This window comes from Streptosporangium sp. G12 (genome assembly GCF_052983175.1).
On record NZ_JBRIQO010000041.1, the window covers coordinates 26,680 to 51,917 of the forward strand.

The 25,238-nt window shown below is 69.8% G+C and carries 17 protein-coding genes and 1 pseudogene; 14 read left to right on the forward strand and 4 right to left on the reverse strand.

Translation table 11 applies throughout. The features are described from left to right. Positions 1 to 62 precede the first annotated feature (62 nt). Both ACVCAG_RS41670 and ACVCAG_RS41675 read right to left on the reverse strand, forming a co-directional pair. Positions 63 to 3,407, reverse strand: coding sequence for a galactose-binding domain-containing protein (locus ACVCAG_RS41670; RefSeq protein WP_440086860.1), 3,345 nt, complete (start codon positions 3,405 to 3,407; stop codon positions 63 to 65). Positions 3,408 to 3,452: 45 nt separating this feature from the next. Beyond that, on the reverse strand, positions 3,453 to 5,573 hold the full coding sequence (locus ACVCAG_RS41675; protein WP_440086859.1) for a ThuA domain-containing protein: 2,121 nt from the start codon (positions 5,571 to 5,573) through the stop codon (positions 3,453 to 3,455). Between the two features lie 620 nt (positions 5,574 to 6,193). On the opposite strand from ACVCAG_RS41675, the gene ACVCAG_RS41680 reads away from it, so the two are divergent. Further along, the gene (locus ACVCAG_RS41680) at positions 6,194 to 8,950 is read left to right on the forward strand and encodes a glycosyl hydrolase family 95 catalytic domain-containing protein (RefSeq protein ID WP_440086858.1); all 2,757 of its coding nucleotides are present in this window, start codon (positions 6,194 to 6,196) and stop codon (positions 8,948 to 8,950) included. 449 nt (positions 8,951 to 9,399) lie between these two features. Then, positions 9,400 to 9,981 carry a DivIVA domain-containing protein gene (locus ACVCAG_RS41685; protein ID WP_440086857.1) on the forward strand — a complete coding sequence of 194 codons (582 nt, stop codon included), beginning with the start codon at positions 9,400 to 9,402 and terminating at the stop codon, positions 9,979 to 9,981. Positions 9,982 to 10,103: 122 nt separating this feature from the next. Here the strand turns inward: ACVCAG_RS41685 and ACVCAG_RS41690 are convergent, their stop codons facing one another. Further along, positions 10,104 to 10,598, reverse strand: coding sequence for an Lrp/AsnC family transcriptional regulator (locus tag ACVCAG_RS41690; protein WP_329091340.1), 495 nt, complete (start codon positions 10,596 to 10,598; stop codon positions 10,104 to 10,106). 193 nt (positions 10,599 to 10,791) lie between these two features. Here ACVCAG_RS41690 and ACVCAG_RS41695 point away from each other — a divergent pair, with 193 nt between their 5' ends. From ACVCAG_RS41695 to ACVCAG_RS41750, 12 genes and pseudogenes are all read left to right on the forward strand, one after another. After that, the gene (locus ACVCAG_RS41695) at positions 10,792 to 12,249 is read left to right on the forward strand and encodes a gamma-aminobutyraldehyde dehydrogenase (RefSeq protein WP_440086856.1); all 1,458 of its coding nucleotides are present in this window, start codon (positions 10,792 to 10,794) and stop codon (positions 12,247 to 12,249) included. Between the two features lie 25 nt (positions 12,250 to 12,274). After that, complete coding sequence (locus tag ACVCAG_RS41700; RefSeq protein ID WP_440086855.1) at positions 12,275 to 13,420, forward strand: polyamine ABC transporter ATP-binding protein; 1,146 nt, start codon at positions 12,275 to 12,277, stop codon at positions 13,418 to 13,420. Positions 13,421 to 13,427: 7 nt separating this feature from the next. After that, positions 13,428 to 14,672 carry an extracellular solute-binding protein gene (locus ACVCAG_RS41705; protein WP_440086854.1) on the forward strand — a complete coding sequence of 415 codons (1,245 nt, stop codon included), beginning with the start codon at positions 13,428 to 13,430 and terminating at the stop codon, positions 14,670 to 14,672. Positions 14,673 to 14,714: 42 nt separating this feature from the next. Beyond that, the gene (locus tag ACVCAG_RS41710) at positions 14,715 to 15,566 is read left to right on the forward strand and encodes an ABC transporter permease subunit (protein ID WP_440086853.1); all 852 of its coding nucleotides are present in this window, start codon (positions 14,715 to 14,717) and stop codon (positions 15,564 to 15,566) included. Then, the gene (locus tag ACVCAG_RS41715; protein ID WP_440071169.1) at positions 15,563 to 16,414 is read left to right on the forward strand and encodes an ABC transporter permease subunit; all 852 of its coding nucleotides are present in this window, start codon (positions 15,563 to 15,565) and stop codon (positions 16,412 to 16,414) included. Before ACVCAG_RS41710 ends, ACVCAG_RS41715 begins: the two co-directional genes overlap by 4 nt. A gap of 243 nt (positions 16,415 to 16,657) precedes the next feature. Continuing rightward, positions 16,658 to 18,052: an FAD-dependent oxidoreductase gene (locus ACVCAG_RS41720; RefSeq protein WP_440086984.1), complete on the forward strand. Its 1,395-nt coding sequence runs from the start codon at positions 16,658 to 16,660 to the stop codon at positions 18,050 to 18,052. 217 nt (positions 18,053 to 18,269) lie between these two features. Further along, positions 18,270 to 19,157 (forward strand): alpha/beta fold hydrolase, encoded by an 888-nt coding sequence (locus ACVCAG_RS41725; protein ID WP_440086852.1) that lies wholly within the window; start codon positions 18,270 to 18,272, stop codon positions 19,155 to 19,157. Between the two features lie 5 nt (positions 19,158 to 19,162). Then, positions 19,163 to 20,158 (forward strand): BadF/BadG/BcrA/BcrD ATPase family protein, encoded by a 996-nt coding sequence (locus tag ACVCAG_RS41730; protein WP_440086851.1) that lies wholly within the window; start codon positions 19,163 to 19,165, stop codon positions 20,156 to 20,158. A gap of 121 nt (positions 20,159 to 20,279) precedes the next feature. Beyond that, positions 20,280 to 21,446 carry a DUF418 domain-containing protein gene (locus tag ACVCAG_RS41735; RefSeq protein ID WP_440086850.1) on the forward strand — a complete coding sequence of 389 codons (1,167 nt, stop codon included), beginning with the start codon at positions 20,280 to 20,282 and terminating at the stop codon, positions 21,444 to 21,446. An 8-nt stretch (positions 21,447 to 21,454) separates the two neighbouring features. Then, entirely contained in the window at positions 21,455 to 21,787 is a 333-nt protein-coding gene (locus tag ACVCAG_RS41740) for a hypothetical protein (RefSeq protein WP_440086849.1), read from the forward strand. A 68-nt stretch (positions 21,788 to 21,855) separates the two neighbouring features. Then, positions 21,856 to 22,338, forward strand: coding sequence for a cation:proton antiporter domain-containing protein (locus ACVCAG_RS41745; protein WP_440086848.1), 483 nt, complete (start codon positions 21,856 to 21,858; stop codon positions 22,336 to 22,338). Then, a pseudogene (locus ACVCAG_RS41750) lies at positions 22,290 to 22,655 on the forward strand (cation:proton antiporter domain-containing protein); the annotation flags it as partial. The gene ACVCAG_RS41745 and the pseudogene ACVCAG_RS41750, both read left to right, overlap by 49 nt. Before the next feature lie 172 nt (positions 22,656 to 22,827). Here the strand turns inward: ACVCAG_RS41750 and ACVCAG_RS41755 are convergent. After that, positions 22,828 to 25,110 (reverse strand): WD40 repeat domain-containing serine/threonine protein kinase, encoded by a 2,283-nt coding sequence (locus ACVCAG_RS41755; protein ID WP_440086847.1) that lies wholly within the window; start codon positions 25,108 to 25,110, stop codon positions 22,828 to 22,830. Positions 25,111 to 25,238: the final 128 nt, after the last annotated feature.

The window sequence follows — 25,238 nt, forward strand, 5'->3', positions numbered from 1 at the left end:
GTTCGGTTGTGCCGAGCCCGTGCGGTTACGTGCCGTTGTGGTCCGGCTTCGCGTTCACGGGATCAGCGGCCGTAGATGTCGAGGTCCCACAGGGAGTAGCCGTAGGCGGGCAGGGCGCGCTGGGTGCCGTACACGCGGACGTAGCGCCCGCTGCCGCTGACGGTGAGGTCGTCCACTCCGCCGTCGGAGGCGACGGTGGAGTGGACGTCGGTCCAGGTGCTGTTGTCGGTGGAGGTCTGTACCTGGTACGCCTTGCCGTAGGCGGCCTCCCAGTTCAGCCGGACCCGGCTGATGGAGCGGGTGGCTCCCAGGTCGACGGTGATCCACTGTGGGTCGGCGTAGGCGCTGCTCCAGCGGGTGGCGGGGTCGCCGTCCACGGCGTAGGCGCCGACCCGGCCGTTGCCCTCCTCCACGCTGCTGGTCGTGACTGGCCTGCCGACGGACAGCAGCGTGGGGGTCGAGGTGGCGGGGGTGCCGTAGACGCTGAGGTCCCACAGGGAGTAGCCGTAGGCGGGCAGGCCGCGCTGGGTGCCGTGGACGCGGACGTAGCGGCCGGTGCCGGTGAGGGTGAGGTCGTCGACCCCGCCGTCGCCCGTGGTGGTGGAGTGGATGTTGGTCCAGGTGCTGTTGTCGGTGGAGGTCTGTACCTGGTACGCCTTGCCGTAGGCGGCCTCCCAGTTCAGCCGGACCCGGTTGAGGTTGTAGGTGGCGCCGAGGTCGACGGTGATCCACTGCGGGTCGGCGTAGGCGCTGCCCCAGCGGGTGGCGGGGTTGCCGTCCACCGCGTTGGATCCGACGTGCGCGCTGCCGCTCTCCACGCTGCTGGTCGTGACCGGCCTGCCCCGCGCCAGGTCGGTGGTGGGGTCGGGATCGCCGGGCGGGGTGCCGGCCCCGGCACCGGTGAAGGTGTAGCTGTCCAGGTCGAACAGGGCGCCGGTGCCGGTGCCGGTGCCGGTGAAGACGATGTACAGGTCGTGGGTGCCGTCGTCGGGCTTGGTGACCGGGGCGGTCACCTCGGCGTAGTTGTCCCAGCCGCCGGTTCCGGCGACCGCGGCGCGGGCGACCTCGGGGCCGGTGGGCGAGTCGAAGCGGAACGACACGGTGCCGCCCGCGTTGGCGGAGGAGACGCGCGCCCTCACCCCGGTGATGCCCTTGAGGCTGACGGCGTGGTGCTTGACCCACTCGCCGTTCTGGATGTCACCGAGCCGCTTGGCGCCCTCCGCCGCCGCCTGGTCGACGACCCTGGGGCCGTTGAGCTGGACGTAGTGCTCGGCCTGCCACTGCTTGGGCCAGAGCGTGATCTCCTTCTCGCCGGTGAGCGGGACGCTGCCGGTCGCCCCGCGGTCGGTGTAGCCGCCGCGGATCACGAAGAACTGCACGGCGTCGAGCCCCGCGTGGATGGGACCGGTGTTCACGGTGAAGCCGCAGCCGGTGCCCTGGCCCTCCTCGTGGGCGTGCTCCTGGTGGCCGAGCGCGGCACGGATGACGACGTCTGCGCAGGGGGGCGTGCCGTCCTGCGCGTCGGTCGCGGTCGCGGTCGAGACCAGGTCGTCGCCCCAGCTGTACATGCCTCCGGCGGGCAGGCCGTTCAGCGTCACCGCGGGCCGGTTGTTGCCCACCACGACGGGGATCACGACGGTCCCGGTGCGGTTGCCCGGATCCCTGACGGTCAGCCTGGCCCGCTTGTCGCCGTTGGTCGTGTAGGTGTACGTGGGGTTGGCGGCGGTGGAGTCGACGGTGCCGTTGTCGTCGAAGTCCCAGGCGTAGGTGAGCGCGTCACCGTCGGGGTCGGAGGTCCCGGCGCTGGAGAAGGTGACCGCGAGAGGGGCGAGCCCGTTGTCCCGGTTGACCGTGGCCTGGGCGATCGGCGACCGGCCGCCCTGCACGTGGTTGATCTTGTAGAGGCCGGCGTCGGCGGCGCCGGAGAAGTAGCCGCTGCCGTACTCCAGCAGGTAGAGCGAGCCGTCGGGGCCGAACTCCATGTCGATGGGGTGCACGAGGTTCATTCCGGCGAGCACCGGCTCGATGACGGTCGGCGTCCCGGTGGTCGGGTTGCCGTTGCCGAACTGGACCTCCTTGATCCAGTTACGGCAGTACTCGGAGATCAGCAGCTTGTTGTCGTAGTAGACGGGCCACTTCACGTCCGAGACGAGGTTCGGGTCGTAGTGGTAGACCTCGGCGTGGTTGGGAGAGCCGCAGCCGCCGGGGTTGTCCAGGGCGGGCCACTCCTTGCTGCCGCCGTGCTGCTCCCAGACCAGCGCCGGCTTGGTGGGGGGCAGCTGCTGGAGGCCGGTGTTGCGTGGCGAGTTGTTCACCGGGCCGGTCGTGCCGCCGCAGGGGAACCAGCCGCGGGGGGCGTTCGCCGCGAAGTCCCAGTCGTTGTAGGCGACGTTGGGACCGCCGCAGTAGGGCCAGCCGTAGTTGCCGGGCCCGGTGGCGCGGTTGAACTCGTCGTAGGCGGCGGGACCGCGGTTGGCGAGGGTCGCGTTCGCGTCGGGGCCGACCTCGCCCCAGTGCAGGGTGTTGCCCGACTTCTTGTCGACCCAGATCCGGTACGGGTTGCGGGTGCCCATGATGTAGATCTCGGGCCTGGTCTGCGCGGTCCCCGGGGCGAAGAGGTTGCCCGCGGGGATGGTGTAGGTGCCGTTGTTCTCCGGGTGGATCCGGTTGATCTTGCCGCGCAGGTCGTTGGTGTTGCCGGAGGTGCGCTGCGCGTCGTACTGCGGGTTGCGGCTCGTGCGCTCGTCGATCGGGGCCATGCCCGCCGAGTCGCCGCCGGAGTTGGTGTTGTCGCCGACGGCGAAGTACAGGTTGTCGTCGCTGTCCCAGGTCATCGAGCCGGCCGAGTGGCAGCACAGCTCACGCTCGGTGGGCCACTCGATGATCATGTCCTCGCTGGCCGGGTCGAGGACGTTGGTGCCGGCGTTGAAGGTGAACCGGGAGATCCGGTTCACCAGCGGCGTCATCTTGGGCGAGTAGAAGAGGTACACCCAGCGGTTGGTGGCGAACTTCGGGTGGAGGGTGATGCCGATGAGCCCGTCCTCGAAGCGCGCGTCCAGCTGGAGCGTGAGCGCCACGGTCGTGGCCTTCGTCGCGGGGTTGTACAGGCGGACCTGGCCGCCGCCGGAGGTGGTGCCCCGGTTGATGTAGAGGACCTTGCCGTCGGGCAGGACGGAGAGCTCGATGGGCTCGCCCATCGACAGCCCGCCGTCCAGCTTGACCTTCTCGAACGCGCTGGTCGGCGGCGGGGCGAGAGCGGCGGTGGTCCCGAGCGAGGAGGCGGAGGCGGTCCCGAGCGCGGCGGCGGTCGACGCCGCGGCGGTGGTGCCGGTGGCTCCCGCCGCGGCGGCGGCGAGAGCGAGAACGAGAACGCCCAAGGTCGTACGAAGGCGCGTGAAACCTAACACGAAGGTCTCCTGGGGGGTGAAAAGGCAGACGCGTGCGGGGTGGTGTCAGGTGCCGTAGATGTCGAGGTCCCACAGGGAGTAGCCGTAGGGGGGCAGGCCGCGCTGGGTGCCGTACACGCGCACGTATCGGCCGGTGCCGGTGACGGTCAGGTCGTCGACGCCCCCGTCACCCGCGGTGGTGGAGTGGACGTCGGTCCAGGTGCTGTTGTCGGTGGAGGTCTGTACCTGGTACGCCTTGCCGTAGGCGGCCTCCCAGTTCAGCCGGACCCGGCTGATGGAGCGGGTGGCTCCCAGGTCGACGGTGATCCACTGCGGGTCGCTGTAGGCGCTGCCCCAGCGGGTGGCGGGGTTGCCGTCCACCGCGTTGGATCCGACGTGCGCGCTGCCGCTCTCCACGCTGCTGGTCGTGACCGGCCTGCCGACGGACAGCAGCGTGGGGGTCGAGGTGGCGGGGGTGCCGTAGACGCTGAGGTCCCACAGCGAGTAGCCGTACGCGAGGGCTCGCTGGGTGCCGTACACGCGCACGTAGCGGCCGGTGCCGGTCAGCGTCAGGTCGTCCACTCCGCCGTCGCCCGTGGTGGTGGAGTGGATGTTGGTCCAGGTGCTGTTGTCGGTGGAGGTCTGTACCTGGTACGCCTTGCCGTAGGCGGCCTCCCAGTTCAGCCGGACCCGGTTGAGGTTGTAGGTGGCGCCGAGGTCGACGGTGATCCACTGCGGGTCGGCGTAGGCGCTGCCCCAGCGGGTGGCGGGGTTGCCGTCCACCGCGTTGGATCCGACGTGCGCGCTGCCGCTCTCCACGCTGCTGGTCGTGACCGGCCTGCCCCGCGCCAGGTCGGTGGTGGGAGGGTTCGAGGGACCGTCCTGCTTGATGCGGATGTTGCGGTAGCTGATGTCGAGCCCGTCACCGTCGTTCTGGACGCCGATGTAGCCGTTGGCGATGTTCCGCGTGCTCGTGTAGTCGTTGATCTTGGTGCCGTTGAGGTAGATCTCGACGCGCTGCCCGTGCACCGCGATCTCGTAGGTGTTCCAGGAGCCGGGCGGGTTGAGCGCCGCGGCGCGCGCGGCCGTGTCGGGTGCCTTGAAGCTGTAGACGCTGCCCGTGGTCCGGGTGGGGTCGGCGTCGGAGGCGTCGATCTGGATCTCGTGTCCCAGGTCGACCGGTTGCCACGGGTCGTTCCCCGGGTCGGGGAAGCCGATGAAGACGCCGCCGTTGTCGTCGCCGGGCATCATCCAGTCGAGCTTGAGCGAGTAGTTGGAGAAGGTCGAGACGGGGTACCAGAGCAGGCCCATGCCGCCGACCGAGGACAGCGTCCCGTTGGCGAGGGTGAAGCCGCCGGCGCCGGCCTGCCGCCACTGGTTGAGACTGGCCTGCGTGCCGTCGAACAGCGGCGTGTAGCCGGTCTCGGGACGGCAGTCCGCGGCCCTGGCCCGCGCGGCGACCTGGATGCCGCCGAGCAGCATCTTCGTGAAGCCGGGGTCGGCGTAGGACTCGTCGGTGTGACCGAGGCCGGTGTACCAGGCCCGGCCGCCCTGGTAGTCCTGGCACCAGGTGATCGGGTGGTCGGCGCCCATGCCGCCGCCGCTGTAGGACGACTCGTCCAGGTTGGCCAGCACCTTGACGGCGGTGCGCGGGTTGGCGCGGTAGTCGTACCACTCGTCGGTGCGGGTCCAGGTGGGCGCCAGGTGCGAGGTGGACGGGTTCGCCCGGTCCTCGACGCGGATCGTCGCCTGCTGGGTGGCGGGGTGGGCGCGGAAGTACGCCCCGACCAGGCCGCCGTACCAGGGCCAGTCGTACTCGGTGTCGGCCGCTGCGTGGACGCCGACGTATCCGCCGCCGCTCGCGATGTAGGACTGGAACGCGGTCTGCTGCGTCGCGTTGAGCACGTCGCCGGTGGTCGACAGCCAGATGACCGCCTGGTACTGGGCGAGGTTGGCGGTGGTGAAGGCTCCCGCGTCCTCCGTGGCGACCGTCGTGAAGCCGTTGGCCGCGCCGAGCCGCTGGATGGCGGAGATCCCGAGGGGGATGGAGGAGTGCCGGAAGCCGGCGGTCTTGGAGAAGATGAGGACCTTGGTCAGGGGAGCCGCGGAGGCGGTGCTGGGTAGCAGCGCGACGGCTCCGGTGATCATGACGGCCAGCGCGAGGAGAACCCGCGAGATCCGGCGCATACGTCTACTCCTAGGGGGAGAGGAGCGCGCCGCCGCACCTGGTGACAACCTTTCGGCGGAGATGTCGAGACATTCGCCGCCGTACGACAAAAGATTCGCACGGACCAGCGAAAGCGTCAATGTATGGGAGCGCTAACAGGCGATTCGCCTCGCGATGATCTTGATACATCGGATGTATTTATTTGCGGCACGCTGTAATTTCCGGACGGTATGGACAAAATATGGCCTGGTCAGCGACTCACCGCGCTTGCGGGGCAAGTTCTTCCTGTCCAAAGGGGATATTTCACGTCTTGACGTATGCAGACGTCCGATGTTAACTACGGCTGACAGATCCGATCTACCAAATGTGAAGCAGGCCCGGCCTGTGACCACAGGTGTCCCGGTGGCGGATCTGTACCCACGGGGAAGTTAGGGAGTCGCCGCCGGTCGCCGATTGCCGGCGGCGGCTCCCTAACTCCCCGGCGTAGCTCCCCTGCATCACGTCACCCGCCCACCGGAACGTCCCGCCGAAGCGACCCGCTCTCCCCGAGCGGCGGCGCCGGCACGCAGGTGGGTGAGTCGCGCGCTCGGTCAAGGCGGGGCGGCGTGGCCGCCGTCCCCGGTGGCGATTAAGGAAGATCATGCCGAGAAAACCAGTACGCCTCTTACTCATGTGGTTCCTCGTGACATGCCTGGCCTCGGTCGGCATGGCCGTGCCGGCGTGGGCGGCACCGGGTGACACGGCCTTCGACCAGGCGACCGGGGCGCTGAGGGTCGACCACGGGTCGTACCTGTCGAAGCACGACCTCGTCTACAACCGCCCCAACACCAACCCGGTCCAGGGCCTGACCGTCGGCAACGGCCGCACCGGGGCGATGGCCTGGAACCAGAACGGGCTGACGATGCAGGTGTCGGGGGTGGACCTGTCGCCGCAGTCGACCTACGCGGCGGGCCTGGCGAACCTCAGCACCACCCCGGCCATGGACACCGGGTACACGACCTTCCAGCAGCGGCTGTCGCTGTACGACGGGACGCTGACCACCAGGTACGACTCCAACCGGACCGTGACCGTGATGGGGTCGCCGAACTCCGAGGTCATGGGCATCCACGTCGAGGACACCCGGGGCGGCGTGTCCAACGTGGCCTTCGACCTCAGCATGTGGGACCCGGCCACCGTCCAGAACATCGCGGACGTGCCCGACCTGAACACCTGGCGGACGATCTCCACCTTCTCCGACGCCAACGTGGCCGGGTTCAGCCGGGGCCAGACCGACGCGAACGGCTTCGGCTACACCATGGCCGCCACCGTCGAGGGCGCGAACTTCACCACCCAGGTGGTGGACGGCAGGAAGGTGCGGCTGAACATCACGCCCACCTCCAGCTACACGATCTGGTTCACCGCCGCGAGCCGGATCAACGCCCCCAACCGCGACTCGGTGGCCCAGGCCCGCAGCCAGCTCACCTCGGTGAGGAACACCGGCTACGCCACCACGTTCAACAACTACCGCAACTGGTGGCACGCGTTCTGGGCCAAGTCGTTCGTCCAGTACTCCACCTCCAACCGCGACGCGGACTACCTGGAGAACGTCTACTACCTCAGCACGTACATGATCGCCGCGGGCGGCTACGGCAACTACCCGCTGCACTTCATCAACGGTGTCTTCCGCGCCACGCAGGACAACTCCAAGTGGAGCAACGCCTACTGGTACTGGAACCAGCGGGACGTCTACAACTCCTTCCTCGCCTCCAACCACGCCGACCTGATGAACACCTTCAACCGGCTCTACAGCCGCAACTACACCGCGCTGAAGGCGTACACGCAGACGAGGTACGGGATCGACGCCCTGTGGGTGCCCGAGACCATGGGCTGGGACGGCAACGCGCGCGGCACGGTCAACAGCGACTACACCAAGAACATCCTGACGACCGGCTACCAGGCCGCGTACAACATGTACCTGCAGTACCGCTACACCAACGACGCGAACTACCTGCGGGACGTGGCGTACCCGTACATGCGCGAGACCGCGAAGCTCTACAAGGGACTGCTGTCCTTCGACGGGCCGACCGGCAAGTACTACATGGCCAACTCCCACTCCCACGAGACGTACTGGAACGTCCGCAACGCGATCACCGACCTGGCCGCGGTGCGCAGCATCTTCCCGCTCACGATCCAAGTCAGCCAGCAGCTCGGCCTCGACGCCGGCCTGCGCGCCGACTGGCAGAACATCGTGAACAACCTCGTCGCCTACCCGACGGGCAACGGCGCCTACCTGCCGCACGAGCCGCCGATCTCGCAGACGAGGAACAACGAGAACGTCGCCTCGGAGCTGATCTGGCCGTACAACATCACCGGCATCGGCTACCCCGACTACCAGACCGCGCTGAACACCTGGAACCAGCGGCCGTTCCCCTACGGCAACGTCTGGTCCAACGACGCGGTGCAGGCGGCCCGCCTCGGTCTCGGCGACCAGGCGTACCAGGGCATGAAGACGATGCTGCAGAAGTACCAGAATTACCCCAACGGCATGACGACCAACACCAACGGCGTCTTCGAGTATCTCGGCGTGCACCTGTCGGCGCTGAACGAGTCGCTCATGCAGAGCTACAACGACAGGATCAGGGTGTTCCCCGCGGTGCCGGGCGACTCCTCCTTCGTCGGGAAGTTCACCCTCCTGGCCAAGGACGGCTTCCAGGTCAGCTCCGAGCGCGAGGCCGGGGAGATCAAGTACGTCGGGCTCAGGAGCCTGCACGGCAAGCAGGCCACGGTGGTCAACCCCTGGGGCACCCAGCAGATCCGGGTGCGCCGCGCCTCCGACAACGCCATCCTGACCACCGTCTCCACCGGCGAGGTCTCCTTCGCCACCGCCGCCGGCACCGTGTACGTCGTGGAGCGGACCGCCAAGCCGCTGAGCGGCTACGCCTCCACGACGCTGACCGGCTCCGCCAACCAAAGCGTCAAGTCCCTGAGCGGCACCGCCTCCACCCTGGGTCTGCCGGGCGGCACGAGCAACGGGACGATCAGCCTGCGCTCCAAGGCGAACGGTCTCTACGTCACCGCCTCCAACGGCTCGCCGCTGATCGCGAACGGGACGTCCACCGGGACGGCGCAGCAGTTCGAGCGGGTCAACCAGAGCGACGGCACCATCGCGCTGCGCGCGAAGATCAACAACAAGTTCGTGGCCGCGGAGGGCGCCGGAGCCCAGCCGCTGATCGCCGACCGCGACGCGGTGGGCCCCTGGGAGGTCTTCCAGCTCCTCACCAACCCGGACGGTTCGGTCAGCCTCAGGGCCCAGGTCAACAACAAGCTGGTGTGCGCCGAGGGCGGTGGTGCCCAGCCGCTGATCGCCGACCGTGACGCGGTGGGCCCCTGGGAGAGCTTCGACCTGATAAATAACTAAATCAGCGATTTTTCAGGAAACCGAGTTCGGCGGAGGGTCTCGACCCGCCGGACTCGGTTTCCGTCTTTCCCGTCGTTCACCCGATCCGTGGTGCCCGGCCTCCGCCTTTCTCTCCGGTCACCCGATCCGTGCGCCCGGTCTCCGCCGTTCCCCGCCGTTCACCCGGCCCCCGGGCCCCGTCTCCGGCATTCCCGCCGGTCACCCGAGCTGTCACCCCCGGATATCCTCATCGTCATTCGTCGTGACGGGACCGTCCGGGTCCCGCCGCGTGCCGAGGCCGTTTTCGCGGATCCCGGCGTCCATTGGAACACCAGGCTCCACGCCCGCCTCAGACGTCTCGCTTTTGTCCGGCTATTTCCTCCAGAATGGATACATCGGATAAAGGCCCTATCGGGGAGACGCGAAAGGACGCGGGTTTGAACCGCTTTCCACGGGTCCTCGGGATTCGCATGGGATATGACCCGGACCAGGTGGACCTGCTGGTCCGCCGGATCGAGGGGACCCTCGGCAGGGGCGCCCCGGAAGGTGAGCCGGTCACCGCGGACGAGATCCGCGACGCCCGGTTCCGCACCAGGCTCGGCGGTTACAACGAGGTCGCCGTCGACTTCGCGCTCGAGGCCTTCATCGTGGCGATCGAGACCCGGCCCACCGGCACGGACGGGCGCCCGGCCGTCCCCGCCCGCCGTGCCGCGCCCGAAGCGCCCGAGCGGGAGGAGAACGAGGACCGCGCCGCCCGGGTCGAGCGGGTCGCCTTCAGGCCGGGACGGCTCGGCATGGGCTACAACGAGGACGAGGTCGACGCCTTCCTCGACCGGATCGTGGCCACCCTGCGCGGCACCACCGACGCGCCTCTCACGCCCGGTGACGTGCGCGAGGCGAGGTTCGCCACGGTGATGCTGAGGCCGGGCTACGCGATCGCCGAGGTCGACGAGTTCCTCGACGAGCTCGCGGACGCCCTGGAGCCCCGTCCGGCCGGCGACGACGCCTTTCGCGATCCGTCAGCCGGCGACGACGCCTCTCGCGGTCTTTAGCGGCACGGGCTCTCCCGGCTCCGCCGGCCCGCGGCGCTACGGCGGAGGCGACGCTCCGCCGGCCCGCGGCGGCGCGGCGAGGCGACCGGACGCGGAGGTGCCGGAGTGTGCCCCGGGACCCGTCAGCGGGTGCCCCAGGAGTAGGTCTGTTTGTGAAGCTTGAGATAGACGAAGGTCTCGGTGGCGCGGACGGTGGGGATGGCCCGGATCTTGCCGAGGATCTCCAGGAGATGCTGGTCGCTCTCGCAGACGACCTCGACCATGATGTCCAGCGACCCGGCGGTCAGCACGACGTAGTCGATCTCCCTGATGGCCGACAGCTCGTCGGCGACCGTCTCCAGGTCGCCCTCGCACTTGATGCCGATCATGGCCTGGCGGGGGAAACCCAGGGTGAGCGGGTCGGTCACCGCGACGATCTGCATCACCCCCGCGTCGAGCAGGCGCTGCACCCGCTGGCGCACGGCGGCCTCGGAGAGCCCCACCGCCTTGCCGATCGCGGCGTACGGCTTGCGCCCGTCCGTCTGCAGTTGCTCGATGATCTGCTTGGAGATCTCGTCGAGGACGACGGGGCCGGGCCTGGCGTCGTTTTCGCGGCGAACCTTGGGCGGCGTCGTCATGGGCGCTCCCTGGCGTCATGTTGCGGGGCTGTTGCCGTCATGTTGCGGCTCCGATGCGACATGCTGTCAGTTCCGGCGCTTCTGTCAAGCGATTTCGTAGCAATTTGGTATCTTAACAACGAAATCCCTTGTCGTAAGGCTGTCGCTCTGTAAGAGTCGCGACAACTCAGCCCCGATCCTTAGGAGGCCGACGGTGACCACCCCGGTTGAGACCAGCGAATTCCCTCGCCTGCGGAACTACATCGGCGGCGAACTCGTGGAGGCCAGGAGCGACCGGTTCTCCGACGTCATTGATCCATGCACCGGCGAGATCTACCTTAAGGCCCCCGTCTCGGGTCCCGAGGACGTCGACGCGGCCTATGCCGCCGCCGCCGCCGCGTTCGAGTCGTGGAGCCGGGCCACCCCGGGCGAGCGCGCCAACCTCCTCCTCAAGGTGGCCGACGCGATCGACGCGCGGGCCGAGGAGCTGAACGAGGCCGAGTGCCGCAACACCGGCAAGCCGCGCGCCCGGATGGCCGAGGACGAGACCCCGATCGCCGCCGACCACTTCCGGTTCTTCGCGGGGGCCGCGCGCACGCTGGAGGGCCCGACGTCGGGCGAGTTCCTCGCCGACCACACCTCCGTGATCCGGCACGAGCCGATCGGCGTGGTGGGCCAGGTCACCCCCTGGAACTACCCGATGATGATGGCGGTCTGGAAGATCGCCCCGGCGCTCGCCGCAGGCAACACCGTGGTGCTCAAGCCCTCGGACACCACCCCCGTCTCCACGGTCAAGCTGGCCGAGATCCTCGGTGACGTCCTGCCGAAGGGCGTCTTCAACGTCGTCGTCGGCGACCGGGAGACCGGCGCGCTGGTCGTCGGCCACCCGACCGCGTCGATGGTCGCGATCACCGGTTCGGTCGGCGCGGGCATGGCCGTGGCCAGGAGCGCCGCCGACGACCTCAAGCGGGTGCACCTGGAGCTGGGCGGCAAGGCGCCCGTCGTCGTGTTCGACGACGTCAGGGACCTCAAGTCCGCCGCGGAGTCCATCGCCACCGCGGGCCTGTACAACGCCGGGCAGGACTGCACCGCGGCCTGCCGCGTGCTGGTCCACGAGGACGTCCACGACGAGTTCGTGGCCGCGCTCACCGAGGCGGCGGCGAACACCGTGACCGGCGACCTCTCCGACGAGGACGCCCTCTACGGCCCGCTCAACAACGCCGACCAGCTGGCCCGCGTCACCGGCTTCATCGACCGGGCCCCCGGCCACGCCAAGGTCCTGACCGGCGGGAACCGGATCGGCGACCGGGGCTACTTCTTCGCCCCCACCGTCGTCGACGGCCTCAAGCAGGACGACGAGATGGTGCAGAACGAGGTGTTCGGGCCGGTGATCACCGTCCAGACCTTCTCCGACGAGGCCGACGCGGTCGCCAAGGCCAACGGCGTCAGGTACGGCCTCTCCGGCTCGGTGTGGACCTCCGACCACGGCCGGGCGATGCGGGTGTCGAACCGTCTCGACTTCGGCGTGGTGTGGGTCAACACCCACATCCCGTTCGTCTCGGAGATGCCGCACGGAGGCTTCAAACACTCCGGCTACGGCAAGGATCTGTCCGTTTTCGGGTTGCACGACTACATGCGCGTCAAGCACGTCATGCACTACATCGGCGAATAGCCGCGAACAGAGGGATAAGCCTGGCATGACCGAAATCCAGGCGAGCACGGAGACGGCCGACACCGTCTCCCGCTCGCCCCACGTACCCGCAATCGAACTTGACGGGGTCGTCAAGGAGTACGTCTCCCACGGCGAGGTCGTCCAGGCGGTCAAGGGTGTCACCCTGTCGATCGCCGAGGGGGAGTTCTTCTCGCTCCTCGGCCCCTCGGGCTGCGGCAAGACCACCACCATGCGCATGATCGCCGGCTTCGAGGACCCCTCGCGCGGCAACGTGCGGCTGCACGGCCAGGACGTCACCGACGTCCCCCCCAACAAGCGCGACGTCAACATGGTCTTCCAGTCGTACGCCCTCTTCCCGCACATGAACGTCTGGGAGAACGTCGCGTTCGGCCTCCGGCGCAAGAAGGTGGCCGACGCCGAGATCAAGCGCCGGGTGGGGGAGATCCTGGAGATCGTCGATCTCACCGGGCGCGAGAAACGCCGCCCCCGGGAGATGTCCGGAGGCCAGCAGCAGCGGGTCGCCCTGGCCCGGGCCCTGGTCAACAACCCCCGCGCGCTCCTGCTGGACGAGCCGCTCGGCGCCCTCGACCTCAAGCTCCGCCAGGCCATGCAGATCGAGCTCAAGCGCATCCAGCGCGAGGTCGGCATCACCTTCGTGTACGTCACCCACGACCAGAGCGAGGCGCTCACGATGAGTGACCGCATCGCCGTCATGAACGACGGCCAGGTCGAGCAGCTCGGCACCCCCAGAGAGATCTACGAGCGGCCCGCGACCGCTTTCGTGGCCGGGTTCATCGGCACGTCCAACCTGCTCAGCGGCACTGTCGACCGCTTCCAGTCGGGCTTCGCGGTGCTTAAGCTGGGTGATGACGACCACGTCCTCGCCGAGGGCGGATCGTTCCGCGCCGGGGAACCGATCGCGATCACGGTGCGCCCGGAGAAGATCAGGATTACCACGGAGGAGCCCACCGGCGACCTCAGCGTCGTGCGAGGCACCGTCTCAGAGGTGGTCTATCTGGGGCTTTACACCAGTTACACGGTCTGCCTGGCCCACGGCGCAGAGGTGACCGTCTTCCAGCAGAACGCACTCGACAGCACGAGCACGGCGGAGCGTGGCGACGCCGTCTGGCTGTCGTGGCTGCCGCACCACTCGTACGCGATCGGAAGTTGAGCTCGACATGGACCCCCGCACGAACCCCGCCTTTCTGCGAGGCATGACGCAGAGCCGCTCCGTCACGCGCCGTGACGCCCTTCGCCTCGGCGGGCTGTCGGCCGCGGCCCTCGCCCTCGCCGCCTGCGGCGTGGAGGGCAAGAAGGTGGCGGCCGTCCCCCCCAGGGACGCCATCGCCGAATACTGGGGCTCCAAGAAGAAGAACGGCACGCTGCGCTTCGCCAACTGGCCGCTCTACATCGACAAGGACGGCAAGCGGTACCCCTCGCTGGAGCTGTTCACCGCCGACACCGGCATCCAGGTGTCCTACCAGGAGGCCATCCAGGACAACAGCACGTTCTTCGGCAAGGTCCAGCCGCTGCTCGCCGCCAGCAACGACATCGGCTACGACCTGATGGTCCTGACCAACGGCCTCCAGCTGAGCAAGGCCATCGCGCTGGGCTACCTCGTCCCCCTCGACCACTCCAAGCTGCCGAACTTCGCGGCCAACGCGAGCTCCGCGGTGAAGAACCCCACCTGGGACCCCAACAACGCCCACACGATCCCGTGGACGGTCGGCGTCACCGGCATCGCCTACAACCCCAAGTACGTGGACGAGGTCAAGAGCATCCAGGACCTCTGGAACCCCAAGTACAAGGGCAAGGTCGGCATGATGCTCGACACCCAGGAGGTCGCCAACTTCGGCATGTTCGCCCTGGGCATCGACCCCGACAAGTCGACCGAGGCCGACTGGAAGAAGGCCGGCGAGAAGCTCAAGGAGCAGCGCGACGCGGGGCTGGTGCGCAAGTACTACGAGAACGACTACGTCGACGCCCTCGCCAGGGGCGACGTCTGGATCACCATGGCCTGGTCGGGCGACATCTTCCAGCAGGTCGCCGAGGGCAAGGACCTGCGGTTCGTGGTGCCCGAGGAGGGCGGCACGATCTGGACCGACAACATGTGCATCCCGAAGACCGCGCAGAACCCGGTCGACGCGCTCACCCTGATGGACTACGTCTACCAGCCCAAGATCGCCACGATGCTGGTCGAGTACATCAACTACATCACGCCGGTCTCCTCCGCCAAGGACCTCGTCCTCGCCGACGCGGCCAAGGCCGAGGGCGACGAGAAGAAGGCGCTCGAGCAGATCGCCGAGAGTCCGCTGATCTTCCCCTCGGAGGCGGACATGGCCAAGCTGCGGTCGTACAAGACGCTCACCTCCGCGGAGGAGAAGATCTTCGAGGACATCTTCCAGCCGGTCACGCAGGGCTAGGCGGATGAGAGAGCGACTCGGACCGGAAGGGGTCGTCGGCCGGTGAAGCGCCTCGCCCCCTACCTGCTCATCCTGCCCGGCGGACTCTGGCTCGCGATCTTCCTGGTGGTGCCGATGGTCTTCATGGCCTCGGTCTCCACCCAGGAGGGCAACGTGGTCGACGGATTCGTCCAGACGTTCAACCTCTCGGTGTACGGCGACGCCCTGGCGCAGTACCAGACGCAGTTCCTGCGCTCGGCGGGGTACGGCCTGGCCGCGACCGTGATCTCCATCGCGCTGGCCTACCCGATGGCCTACTGGATCGCCTTCAAGGGCGGCAGCCGCAAGTCCACCTACCTGCTGCTGGTGCTGCTGCCGTTCTTCGTCTCGTTCGTGCTGCGCACGGTGTCGTGGAAGTTCATGCTCGCCGACGACGGCATGCTGCTGGGGCCGCTGAAGTCGGCCGGGCTGCTGCCCGACGACTTCCACGTGCTGCAGACGACGTCCGCGGTGATCGGCGGGCTGGTCTACAACTACCTGCCGTTCATGATCCTGCCGATCTACGTCGCGCTGGAGCGGGTGGACCCCAAGGTGGTCGAGGCCGCCCAGGACCTCTACGCGGCGAGGCGCGAGGCGTTCACCAGGATCGTGCTGCCGCTCTCGCTGCCGGGCGTGTTCGCCGGGGTGCTGATGACGTTCGTCCCGATGACCGCCGACTACGTCAACGCGGGCATCCTCGGCGGCCCGGAGAACACGATGATCGGCAACATCATCCAGACCGAGTATCTGGTCAACAACGACTACCCGACCGCCGCCGCGCTGTCGTTCACGCTGATGGCGGCGATGCTGGTCGGCATCTTCGCCTACGCCAAGGCGCTCGGCACGGAGAACGTCCTGGAGGCGGCGGCCCGATGAGCGGCACCATCGACGTCACGGAGGCCCCGGCGGCGGACGCGCCCGCCGGGCGGAGGTCCCCGCGGGGACGGAGGCGGCTGGGCGACCGGCTGCTCTTCGGCTACGTGTGGCTGATCCTGATCTGGCTGTTCCTGCCGATCGCCGTCATGATCGTGTTCGGCTTCAACGACACCCAGAGCAAGTCGAACGTGACCTGGCAGGGCTTCACCCTCCAGTGGTGGGGACGCCTGGACGAGTATCCCGAACTGCTCAAAGCGGTGCGCAACTCCATCTCCATCGCCCTGCTCTCCACGGTGATCACGACGCTGCTCGGCACGCTCATGGGCCTGGCCCTGGGCCGCTACCGGTTCCGCGGGCAGGGCGCCACCAACCTGGTGATGTTCGCCGCGATCGCCTCGCCCGAGCTGGTCATGGGCGCCTCGCTGCTGTCGCTGTTCATCAGCGTCGGCGTGCAGACCGGCTTCGCGACCGTGGTCGTCGCGCACGTGCTGTTCTCGCTGTCCTTCGTGGCGATCACCGTGCGGGCCCGGGTGATCGGGCTCGACCGGTCGATCGAGGAGGCGGCGCGCGACCTCGGCGCGTCCACCTGGATCACGTTCTGGCGGATCACCTTCCCGATGATCCTGCCCGGCGTCGTCTCTGGCGCGCTGCTGGCCTTCGCCCTGTCCATCGACGACTTCGTGATCACCCAGTTCACCAGCGGCGCCGTCCAGACGTTCCCGCTGTGGATCTGGGGCGCCACCCGTATCGGGGTGCCGCCTCAGGTGAACGTCATCGGAACGCTTATATTCGCGGTAGGCGTCGCCATCGCCGTGGTCAACACGGTCACCGCGCGCCGCCGCACCTAGCCTTCGCCGAGCCCCGTGCCCTCACCGGGTGGCACGGGGCTTCGGTGTACCCGGGCTCCCGGATCTCCGGGTCCCGGGTTCCCGGCGGCGAGGGCCGCGGCGGACAATATCCCGGCGGAGAACAGATTCCCGGCAGAGAACAGGGAGGCGAGATCGGACCCAGGCGGGGGGAACCCGCGCGTGATCTCCATGACCACGCGATACACACAAAGACAACCTGACTCACGTAGGGAAGTGAGATTTGTGGATCCGCTGAAGGCTCTTGCTGACGCGGAGCGCAAGCCGTACTGGCTCGACAGTCCGGCGAAACCCGAGCCGCTGGCGCGGCTCTTCGGCGAGACCACCGCCGACCTGGCGGTGGTCGGCGGCGGCTTCTCGGGGCTCTGGACCGCCCTGATGGCCAAGGAACGCGACCCCTCGCTCGACGTCGTCCTCCTCGAGGGGCGCAGGGTCGGCTGGGCGGCGTCCGGCCGCAACGGCGGCTTCGCGATGGCCACGCTGACCCACGGCATCGCCAACGGGCTGGAGCGCTGGCCCGAGGAGATCTCCACGCTCGAACGCCTCGGTCTCGACAACCTCGACGAGATCGGCGAGGCGGTCGCCGGATACGGCATCGACTGCGGCTACGAGCGCACCGGCGAGCTGCACGTGGCCACCGAGCCATGGCAGCTGGAGGAGATGAACCGCAACGTCGGCGTCGCCCGCGACCTGGGCGCCCGCTTCGACGTCCTCGACGAGGAACAGGTGCGGGCGGAGGTGAACTCGCCCACGTACATCGGAGGCCACTGGGAGCGCGACGGCTGCGCCATGCTCGACCCCGCCCGGCTGGCCTGGGGGCTCCGGCAGGCCTGCCTCTCGCTGGGCGTGCGCATCCACGAGCGCACGCCGGTACGCACCATGAGGGACACCCCGACGAGCCTGGACCTGATCACCCCGCACGGCAGCGTCAGGGCGCGCAAGGTGGCGCTCGGCACCGGCGTGTTCCAGCCGCTGCTGCGGCGGCTGAGACACTTCCTGGTGCCGGTCTACGACTACGCCCTGATGACCGAGCCGCTCTCGGCCGGCCAGCTGGCCTCGGTGGGCTGGCACAACCGGCAGGGGGTCGGGGACGCGGCCAACCAGTTCCACTACTACCGGCTGACCGAGGACAACCGGATCCTCTGGGGCGGTTACGACGCGGTCTACTACAACGGCGGCATGATCAAGCCCGAGTACGAGCAGCGCGACGAGACCTTCGTCAAGCTGGCGGAACACTTCTCCACCACGTTCCCCCAGCTGTCCGGGCTGCGCTTCACCCACAGGTGGGGCGGCGTGATCGACACCTGCAGCCGGTTCAGCGCCTTCTACGGCCGGTCTCACGGCGGGCGCCTCGCCTATGCCGCCGGGTACACCGGCATGGGCGTCGGCGCGACCCGGTTCGGGGCGAACGTCATGCTCGACCTGCTCGCCGGAGAGCGGACCGAGCGGACCGAGCTGCGGATGGTCAAGGAGAAGCCCGTCCCGTTCCCGCCCGAGCCGGTCCGCTCGGCCGGGATCCAGATGACCCGCTGGTCGATCGCCCAGGCCGACCTGCACCAGGGGCGCCGCAACCTCTGGCTGCGGACCCTGGACCGGATGGGTCTCGGCTTCGACTCCTGAGGTTTCCGAGGTCCCTGAGGTTCCCAAGGGCCGTCCCCGCTCCCGCTCCGGGCTCAGGCCGGTCGGGCGGGGGCGGGGACGGCCATGGGACGGCGAAGGACGATCAGGGACGACGGGGGGACGGCATGGGACGGGCCGGAGAACGGCCGGGGCCGGGTCCGGGACCGGCGGGGGGACGCCGTTGGCTTCCGCCGCGCGGGCCGTACAGACTTGGAGCATGTCCGAAAAGGTGAAGTTCACCGCCGGAGGGATCACCCTCGTCGGCGACCTGCGGATTCCGGCGGCGCCGGGCCCGCATCCCGCCCTGGTCCTCACGGGCCCGTTCACCGGCACCCGCGACCAGGTCACCGGCCTGTACGCCGCCCGGCTGGCCGAGGCGGGATACGCGACGCTGGCCTTCGACCACCGCAACTGGGGAGAGTCGGGCGGGGAGCCGCGCAACCACGAGGACGCCCAGGGCAAGCTGGAGGACCTGCGGGCCGCGGTCTCGCTGCTGCGTTCGCGTCCCGAGGTGGACGGCGACAGGATCGGCGCGGTCGGGATCTGCCTCGGCGGGGGCTACGCGCTCAAGTTCAGCGCGTTCGACCCCCGGGTGAAGGCGTTCGCGGGCATCGCGGGGGCCTACAACAACCCCTACGGCATGCGCGCCGGGATGTCCCCCTCCGGGTACCAGGAGGCGCTGGCCTCGTTCACAGCGGTGCTGGAGCGCCAGGACAGGGGTGGTGAGGTGGAGTACCTGCCCGCGGTGGCCGAGGAGGGGGAGGCGGCGATGCCGGGCGACGAGCCGTTCGCCTACTACGGCACCTCCAGGGGCGCCTCGGAGCACTGGCGCAACGAGGTCACCCGTGCCTCCGTCCGCGAGCTGATCACCATGGACAACATGACGGGCGCCGACTTCCTGTCGCCCAAGCCCGGCCTGATCGTGCACGGCGTGGTCGACCGTTTCTGCTCGCCCGAGGGGGCCGAGGAGGCGTACCGGCGGATGGACGAGCCCAAGAGGCTCGTCTGGCTGGACGCCAGGCTGCACATCGACCTCTACGACGCCGAACCGCACGTCACCCGGGCGGTCGAGGCGGCCGCCACGTTCTTCGGCGAGCACCTCTGAACGCGATGTACGTCCTCGGGCTGGACGTCGGCGGGACCTCCTCGCGGGCCCTCCTGCTCGACGCCTCGGGGCGGCGGGCCGGGTACGGGAAGGCGCCGGGCGGCAATCCCGCGGCCCACGGCAACGCCGTCGCGGTGGCCAACATCGGCCTGGCGCTGGAGATCGCCCTGCGCGGGATCGACCCGGGCCTGGTGGCCGGGGCGGTGATCGGGCTGGCGGGCGGCGGGGCGCTGGACCGCCTGGTGTTCGACCCCATGTGGGCCGCCGCCGGCCTGCGCGTCCCGCCCCGGCTCACCGGCGACCTGGGCATCGCCTTCGCCGCCGGTACGGCGGAACCGCGCGGCACCGCGCTCATCGCCGGGACCGGGGCCATCGCCGCCAGGATCGAGGACGGCGAGCCGGTGATGATCGCCGACGGGCTCGGCTGGCTGCTGGGCGACCAGGGCTCCGGGTTCTGGCTGGGCAGGGAGGCGGCCGCCGCCGCCGCCCACGCCCTCAGCCGGGGGGACGCGGGCGGCAGGCTCACCCGCCTCGTCACCGACGCGCTCCTGGAGGACGACGTCTCGGGGCCGGTGGTCGCCGAGATGGGAGAGGGCGGCGCGGGCACGATGGAGGAGACGCGGGCACTGGCGATCAGACTGGTGGTCCGCGCGCAGTCGCGGCCCCCGCTGGAGCTGGCCCGGCTCGCCCCGCTCGTCAGCCGGGCGGCGGCGGAGGGGGACCCGGCCGCCCTGGAGATCGTGTCCACCGCGGCCCGGCTGCTCTGCGAGACGGTGGCCGAGGTCCGCCGGTCGGGCGAGACGAGCCCGATCGTGCTGGCCGGGAGCGTGCTGACCAGTGAAGGACCGGTCGCCTCCGCCGTACGGGAGAGGCTGGGTCCCTCGACGGTCCTGGCGGGCGACGGCGCGGCGGCGGCGGCGTGGCTGGCCGGCCGGAAGGCGTTCGGCTGGGACCCGGCGACCGCCGCCCGGCTGCACGCCCGCGTCGTCTCCGGAGGCTGACCGGGTTTCCTCTCCACGGTCCGGCGGGCCGGAACCCGGTCCGGGTACACACATCGATGTACGTCCCGGATGGGCCTGCGCGACGATGTCCGCGGGCCCGCCGGGCGGGATCGTGGAAGGCGTGACAAGTCGCCGCGTAGAAGTGCTCGACCTGCTCAGGGGCATCGCCGTCGTCGGCACCCTGGGCACGAACATCTGGATCTTCACCGACCCCGGCGGCCCCGCCGACGTCATGGGGGCGCTGGGCGGTCCGGGAACCGTGGAGACCCTCCTCCGCTCCCTCACCAACGGCAAGTTCCTCGCGCTGCTCACCCTGCTCTTCGGGGTCGGGCTCGAACTCCAGTACCGCTCGGCCGCCCGCCGTGGCGTGCCGTGGCCCGGCTGGTACCTGTGGCGGGCCGGGCTGCTGTTCGTCGAGGGCCTGATCCACTACCTGCTGATCTTCGAGTTCGACGTGCTGATGGGCTACGCGCTGACCTCGATCATCGTGGCGTACCTGATCGGCAGGAGCGACCGCGTGGTCAAGGTATGGATGATCACCGTTGGGACGGTGTTCGCCGCGCTGATCGGCCTGCTCACCGCCGGCATGCTCGCCGCCCCGGCGAGCACGGGCGGCGGGCCGGAGTCGTCCACGCTCTTCACCGACGGCACCTACCCGCAGCAGGTCGCCGCCCGGATCGAGATGATCGGTCTCTACCGGATCGAGATCGTCCTCATCGTCCCGATGGGCATCGTGCTGTTCCTGCTCGGCTCCCGGCTGATGCGCGCCGGGGTGTTCGAGGACTCGGAGCGGGGCGCCACGCTGCGCCGGAGGCTCATGGTCGCCGGACTCGCCGTGGCCCTGCCGCTGAACCTGGTCACCGCCTTCGCCGGCCCCGGCTGGTTCCTGGTGGACCGCTACCTGCTGCCCCCGCTGGTGGCGCTGGGCCTGCTCGGCCTCGTCGCGACCCTCGCGCGGCGGGCGACCGGCGCCCCCGGGGTGCTGAGGCGAGGGCTGAACAACGTCGGCCGTACCGCCCTGAGCTCCTACATCTTCCAGAACCTGGTCGCGTCGGCGCTCTGCTACGGGTGGGGACTCGGCCTGGCCGCGTCGCTCGACGACCTGCGGCCGTGGTGGGTACCGGCGGCCTGGGCGGGCATCTGCGCGCTCTTCATGACGCTGTCCACGCTGTGGCTGCGGCGCTTCGAACGAGGCCCCGTCGAGACGCTCTGGCAGTGGGCGTACCTGGCGCCACAGGGACGCTCGAAGAACCCTGATAAAATAGTAGAAGATTCCATAAAACGTTAGGGCAGGGTTTGTCGCGAAGGGTCGCCGGTACGGTCGCGGCCCTTCTGCTGTCCCTGATCGCCCTCGTGTACGCCCCGCTGCCGGGGCCCGACCATCACCCTGCCGTCCCCGGCGCCGCGATCACGCTGGCCAGCGGGGTCGGCTTCGCTCCCGCGACCCCTCACGCGCCGGCCTGCGACCTGTGCCCGCCCGGCCCCGGCCTCGCGCCGCCCGGCCGGTCGGTGAGGGTCGCGCCCCTGCCCGCCTGGCCGGTCCCGGCCACGCACACCCTGTACGACGAGAGCTCTCCCCGAGCGCCTCCGTCAAGCGATCAGCAGAGGTTCCTGCCCGAGATCGTTTGACGGAGGTTTTTTCATGTTCCACGAATGTGTGTCCGCCATGCCCGCGATCGTCTCGGGGGGAGGGCCGAATGGCACTGGGTGACGCTCTCGTCGCGCTCGGCGGCTCCTTCCTCGCCGCCGGGATCATCGCCAGGCTCGGCACCCGGATAGGGCTGCCGACCATCCCCCTGTTCATGCTGGCGGGCATCGTCTTCGGCCCGCACACGCCCGGTCTCGCCCTCGTGGAGAATCCGGCGGACCTGAAGGTCGTCGCCGCGCTCGGCCTGATCTTCCTGTTGTTCCACCTCGGCCTGGAGTTCTCCCTCGACGACCTGGTGTCGGGAGGCAGGCGCCTGGTGCCGGCCGGGGTCGGCTACATCGTGCTCAACGTCGGCGGCGGCCTGGCCTTCGGGTTCGCCGTGGGCTGGGGGACCAGGGAGGCCATGGTCCTGGCCGGGGTGATCGGCATCTCCTCCTCGGGATCATCGTCGTCGAGGACGTCTTCCTCGCGCTCTACCTCGCCGTGCTGCAGCCGGTCCTCAGCGGAGCCGACGCCATCGGCGCCTTCATGATCGGTCTCATCCTGAGCTCCAGCAGGGCCGCCCCGCGCATCCGGCAGCTCGTCCATCCGCTCAGGGACGCCTTCGCCGCGCTGTTCTTCTTCGCCTTCGGCCTGTCCATCGAGCCGGGGGACATGTTGTCGGTGGCCTGGCCCGTCACGATCGCGGTGCTGGTCACGGTGGTGCTCAACGTCGTGGCCGGGGTGCTGGCGGCGAGGCTCAACGCGTTCGGCCGGCCGGAGGCGGTCAACATCTCGCTGACCGTGCTCTCGCGCGGCGAGTTCGCCCTGGTCCTGGCCACCATGGCGCTGGCCGCGGGGCTGGACGGCAGGCTCGCCCCGTTCATCGCCGGGTACGTGCTCGTCCTCGCCCTGCTGGGCCCGCTGGTCGCGAGCCGCTCCGAGCAGATCGCCCGGCTGCTCCCCGGAGGGCGGCGCGACGCCGAGGCGGCGGATTCGGCCGGGGCCGGGGACCGGCAGCCGGTTCCCTGGGACAGGCCCGCTAGGAGGCCGCCGAGGTTCCCGCTCCGGTGGCCTCCCCGGCGAGAGCCCGCCGGCCGCGCCGCCGCAGGATCACCACCGCTCCCGCCGCCGCCACGACCAGCACGCCCGCCCCGGCGAGCCACGGCCACGGAACGGTCGTGCCGGCACCGGCCGCGAAGGAGGTGTCCCACAGCCTCACTGTCTTGTCGTCGCCACCGGTGGCGAGGATCTTCCCGTCGGGAGCGAAGGCGGCCGACCAGACCGGACCCGCGTGGCCGGTGAGCGGGTCGCCGATCGGCCGCCGGGTCGCCAGGTCCCACAGCCGGACGACGGAACCGGTGCCCACGGCCAGGGTTGCGCCGTTCGGGCTGAGCGCGACGGTGTGGATCTCGTCCGGATGGCCGGTGAGAGGGGCGCCGATCGGCCGGCGGGTCGCGACGTCCCACAGGATCACCGTCCTGTCGCGGCCGCCGGTGGCGAGGGTCCTGCCGTCGGGACCGAAGACGACCGACCGCACCAGATCGGTGTGGCCGGTGAGGGGGGCGCCGATCGGCCGGCGGGTCGCGACGTCCCACAGGATCACCGTCGCGTCGTCGCCGGCGGTGGCGAGGGTCCTGCCGTCGGGGCTGAAGGCGACCGACTGCACCCAGTCGGTGTGGCCGGTGAGGGGGTCGCCGGTCGGCTGCCGGGTCGCGACGTCCCACAGGATCACCGTCTTGTCGGCGCCGGCGGTGGCGAGGGTCCTGCCGTCGGGGCTGAAGGCGACCGACCGTATCCAGTCGGTGTGGCCGGTGAGGGGGTCGCCGGCCGGCTGCCGGGTCCGTGTGTCCCACAGGATCACCGTGTGGTCGCCGGAGTCGGTTCCCTCGCCGTTGTTGCCGCCACTGGCCAGGAGCCCGCCGTCCGGGCTGAACGCCATCGCCTCCACCGCCCTGGTGTGGCCTTTCATCGGGTCGCCGACCGGCCGCCGGGTCCGCGCGTCCCACACGATCACCGCGCCGTCGCCGTCGCCGCCTGCCAGCGTTCCGCCGTCGGGGCTGAACGCCACGACGTTCACCCTCTCGGTGTGCCCCCTGAGCTGGGCGACGCCGGTTGTTCTCGCGGGGTCCGGCGCGGGCCGGAACAGGTAGGCCGCGGTGGCGGCGGTGACCAGGATCGCCGCGGCCACCGCGATCGCGGGGCGGAGCCCGCGCCGGGGGGTACGCGCCGGGACCCGCGCGGGCTCGGTGGCGGCCGGAGAGGTGGTGGGGGGCGGGGCGCTGGGGGACATAGGGGACACGGCGGACACTGCGGTGAACGGCAGGGTGACGGGCCGTACCTCCTCCTGGCGCGCGGTGGCGTACGCCTCGGCCGGTGAAGGAGACGGGGGAGGAGCGGGTGCGGGGGGAGCGGCGCGGTCGGCGATCCGGGTGTCGCCGTCGTCCGGTCCCGGCCCGGCCGAGGATTCGTCTCCCGGCCCGGCGGAGGGTTCACCGGATGCCGGCCCGGCGGCGATCCCGGCGAGCGCGGCTGCGGCCTGGGAGCCGGTGAGGCGTAGGGCGGGGTCCTTGCGCAGCAGCCCTTCCAGAACGGGCGCCAGAGGACCGGCGTGCACGGGCGGGACGGGCGGCCGGGTGGCGATCGAGACGTAGATCGACGCGTGCGTCGTGCCGCTGAACGGACGGTGGCCCTCGACCGCGGCGTACAGGGTGGCGCCCAGCGACCACAGGTCCGACGCCGCGGTGGCGGGGTGGCCGTTGATCTGCTCGGGAGAGATGAAGGCCGGGGTACCCAGGGTGACGCCGGCGCCGGTGAGGGTGACGTCTCCCTCGACGGCGGCGATCCCGAAGTCGGTCAGCACGACCCGCTCGCCTTCGAGCAGGACGTTGGCGGGTTTGATGTCGCGATGGGTGATCCCGGCGGCGTGTGCGACCGTCAGCGCCGCGAGAATCTGCCCGCCGATCGCCGCCACCCGCTGGGGCGGCAGGCGCCCCCGGGTTCTCAGCACCTCGTCCAATGAGGGCCCGTCGACGATCTCTGTCACGATCCACGGGCGGCCGTCGGCCTCGACGACATGGTCGTGAACGGTGATGATCGCCGGATGTTTCAACTGCGCCGCGGCGCGGGCCTCACGCTGCATCCGCTTGTAGAGCGTCTCGCGCGCGGAAACGTCCAGATGATCGGGGAGGATGAGTTCCTTGACCGCCACCTGGCGGTGCAGGCTCTCGTCCCGCGCCCGCCACACCGTGCCCATCCCGCCGCGGCCCAGCACGTTCATCAGCCGGTATCGCCCGGCGACCAGCCTGCCCGCGTCGTTCGCCACGATAAGACCTTAACGACGGCATGGTGTGATAAGCCGTAAAGGGGAACTGATCGTAACCGTGATGATGCCGAGCGTGGGCCGTCCGATCGGCGCGGCCGTCACGTGAATTCTCGAGAACCCCCGGGGTG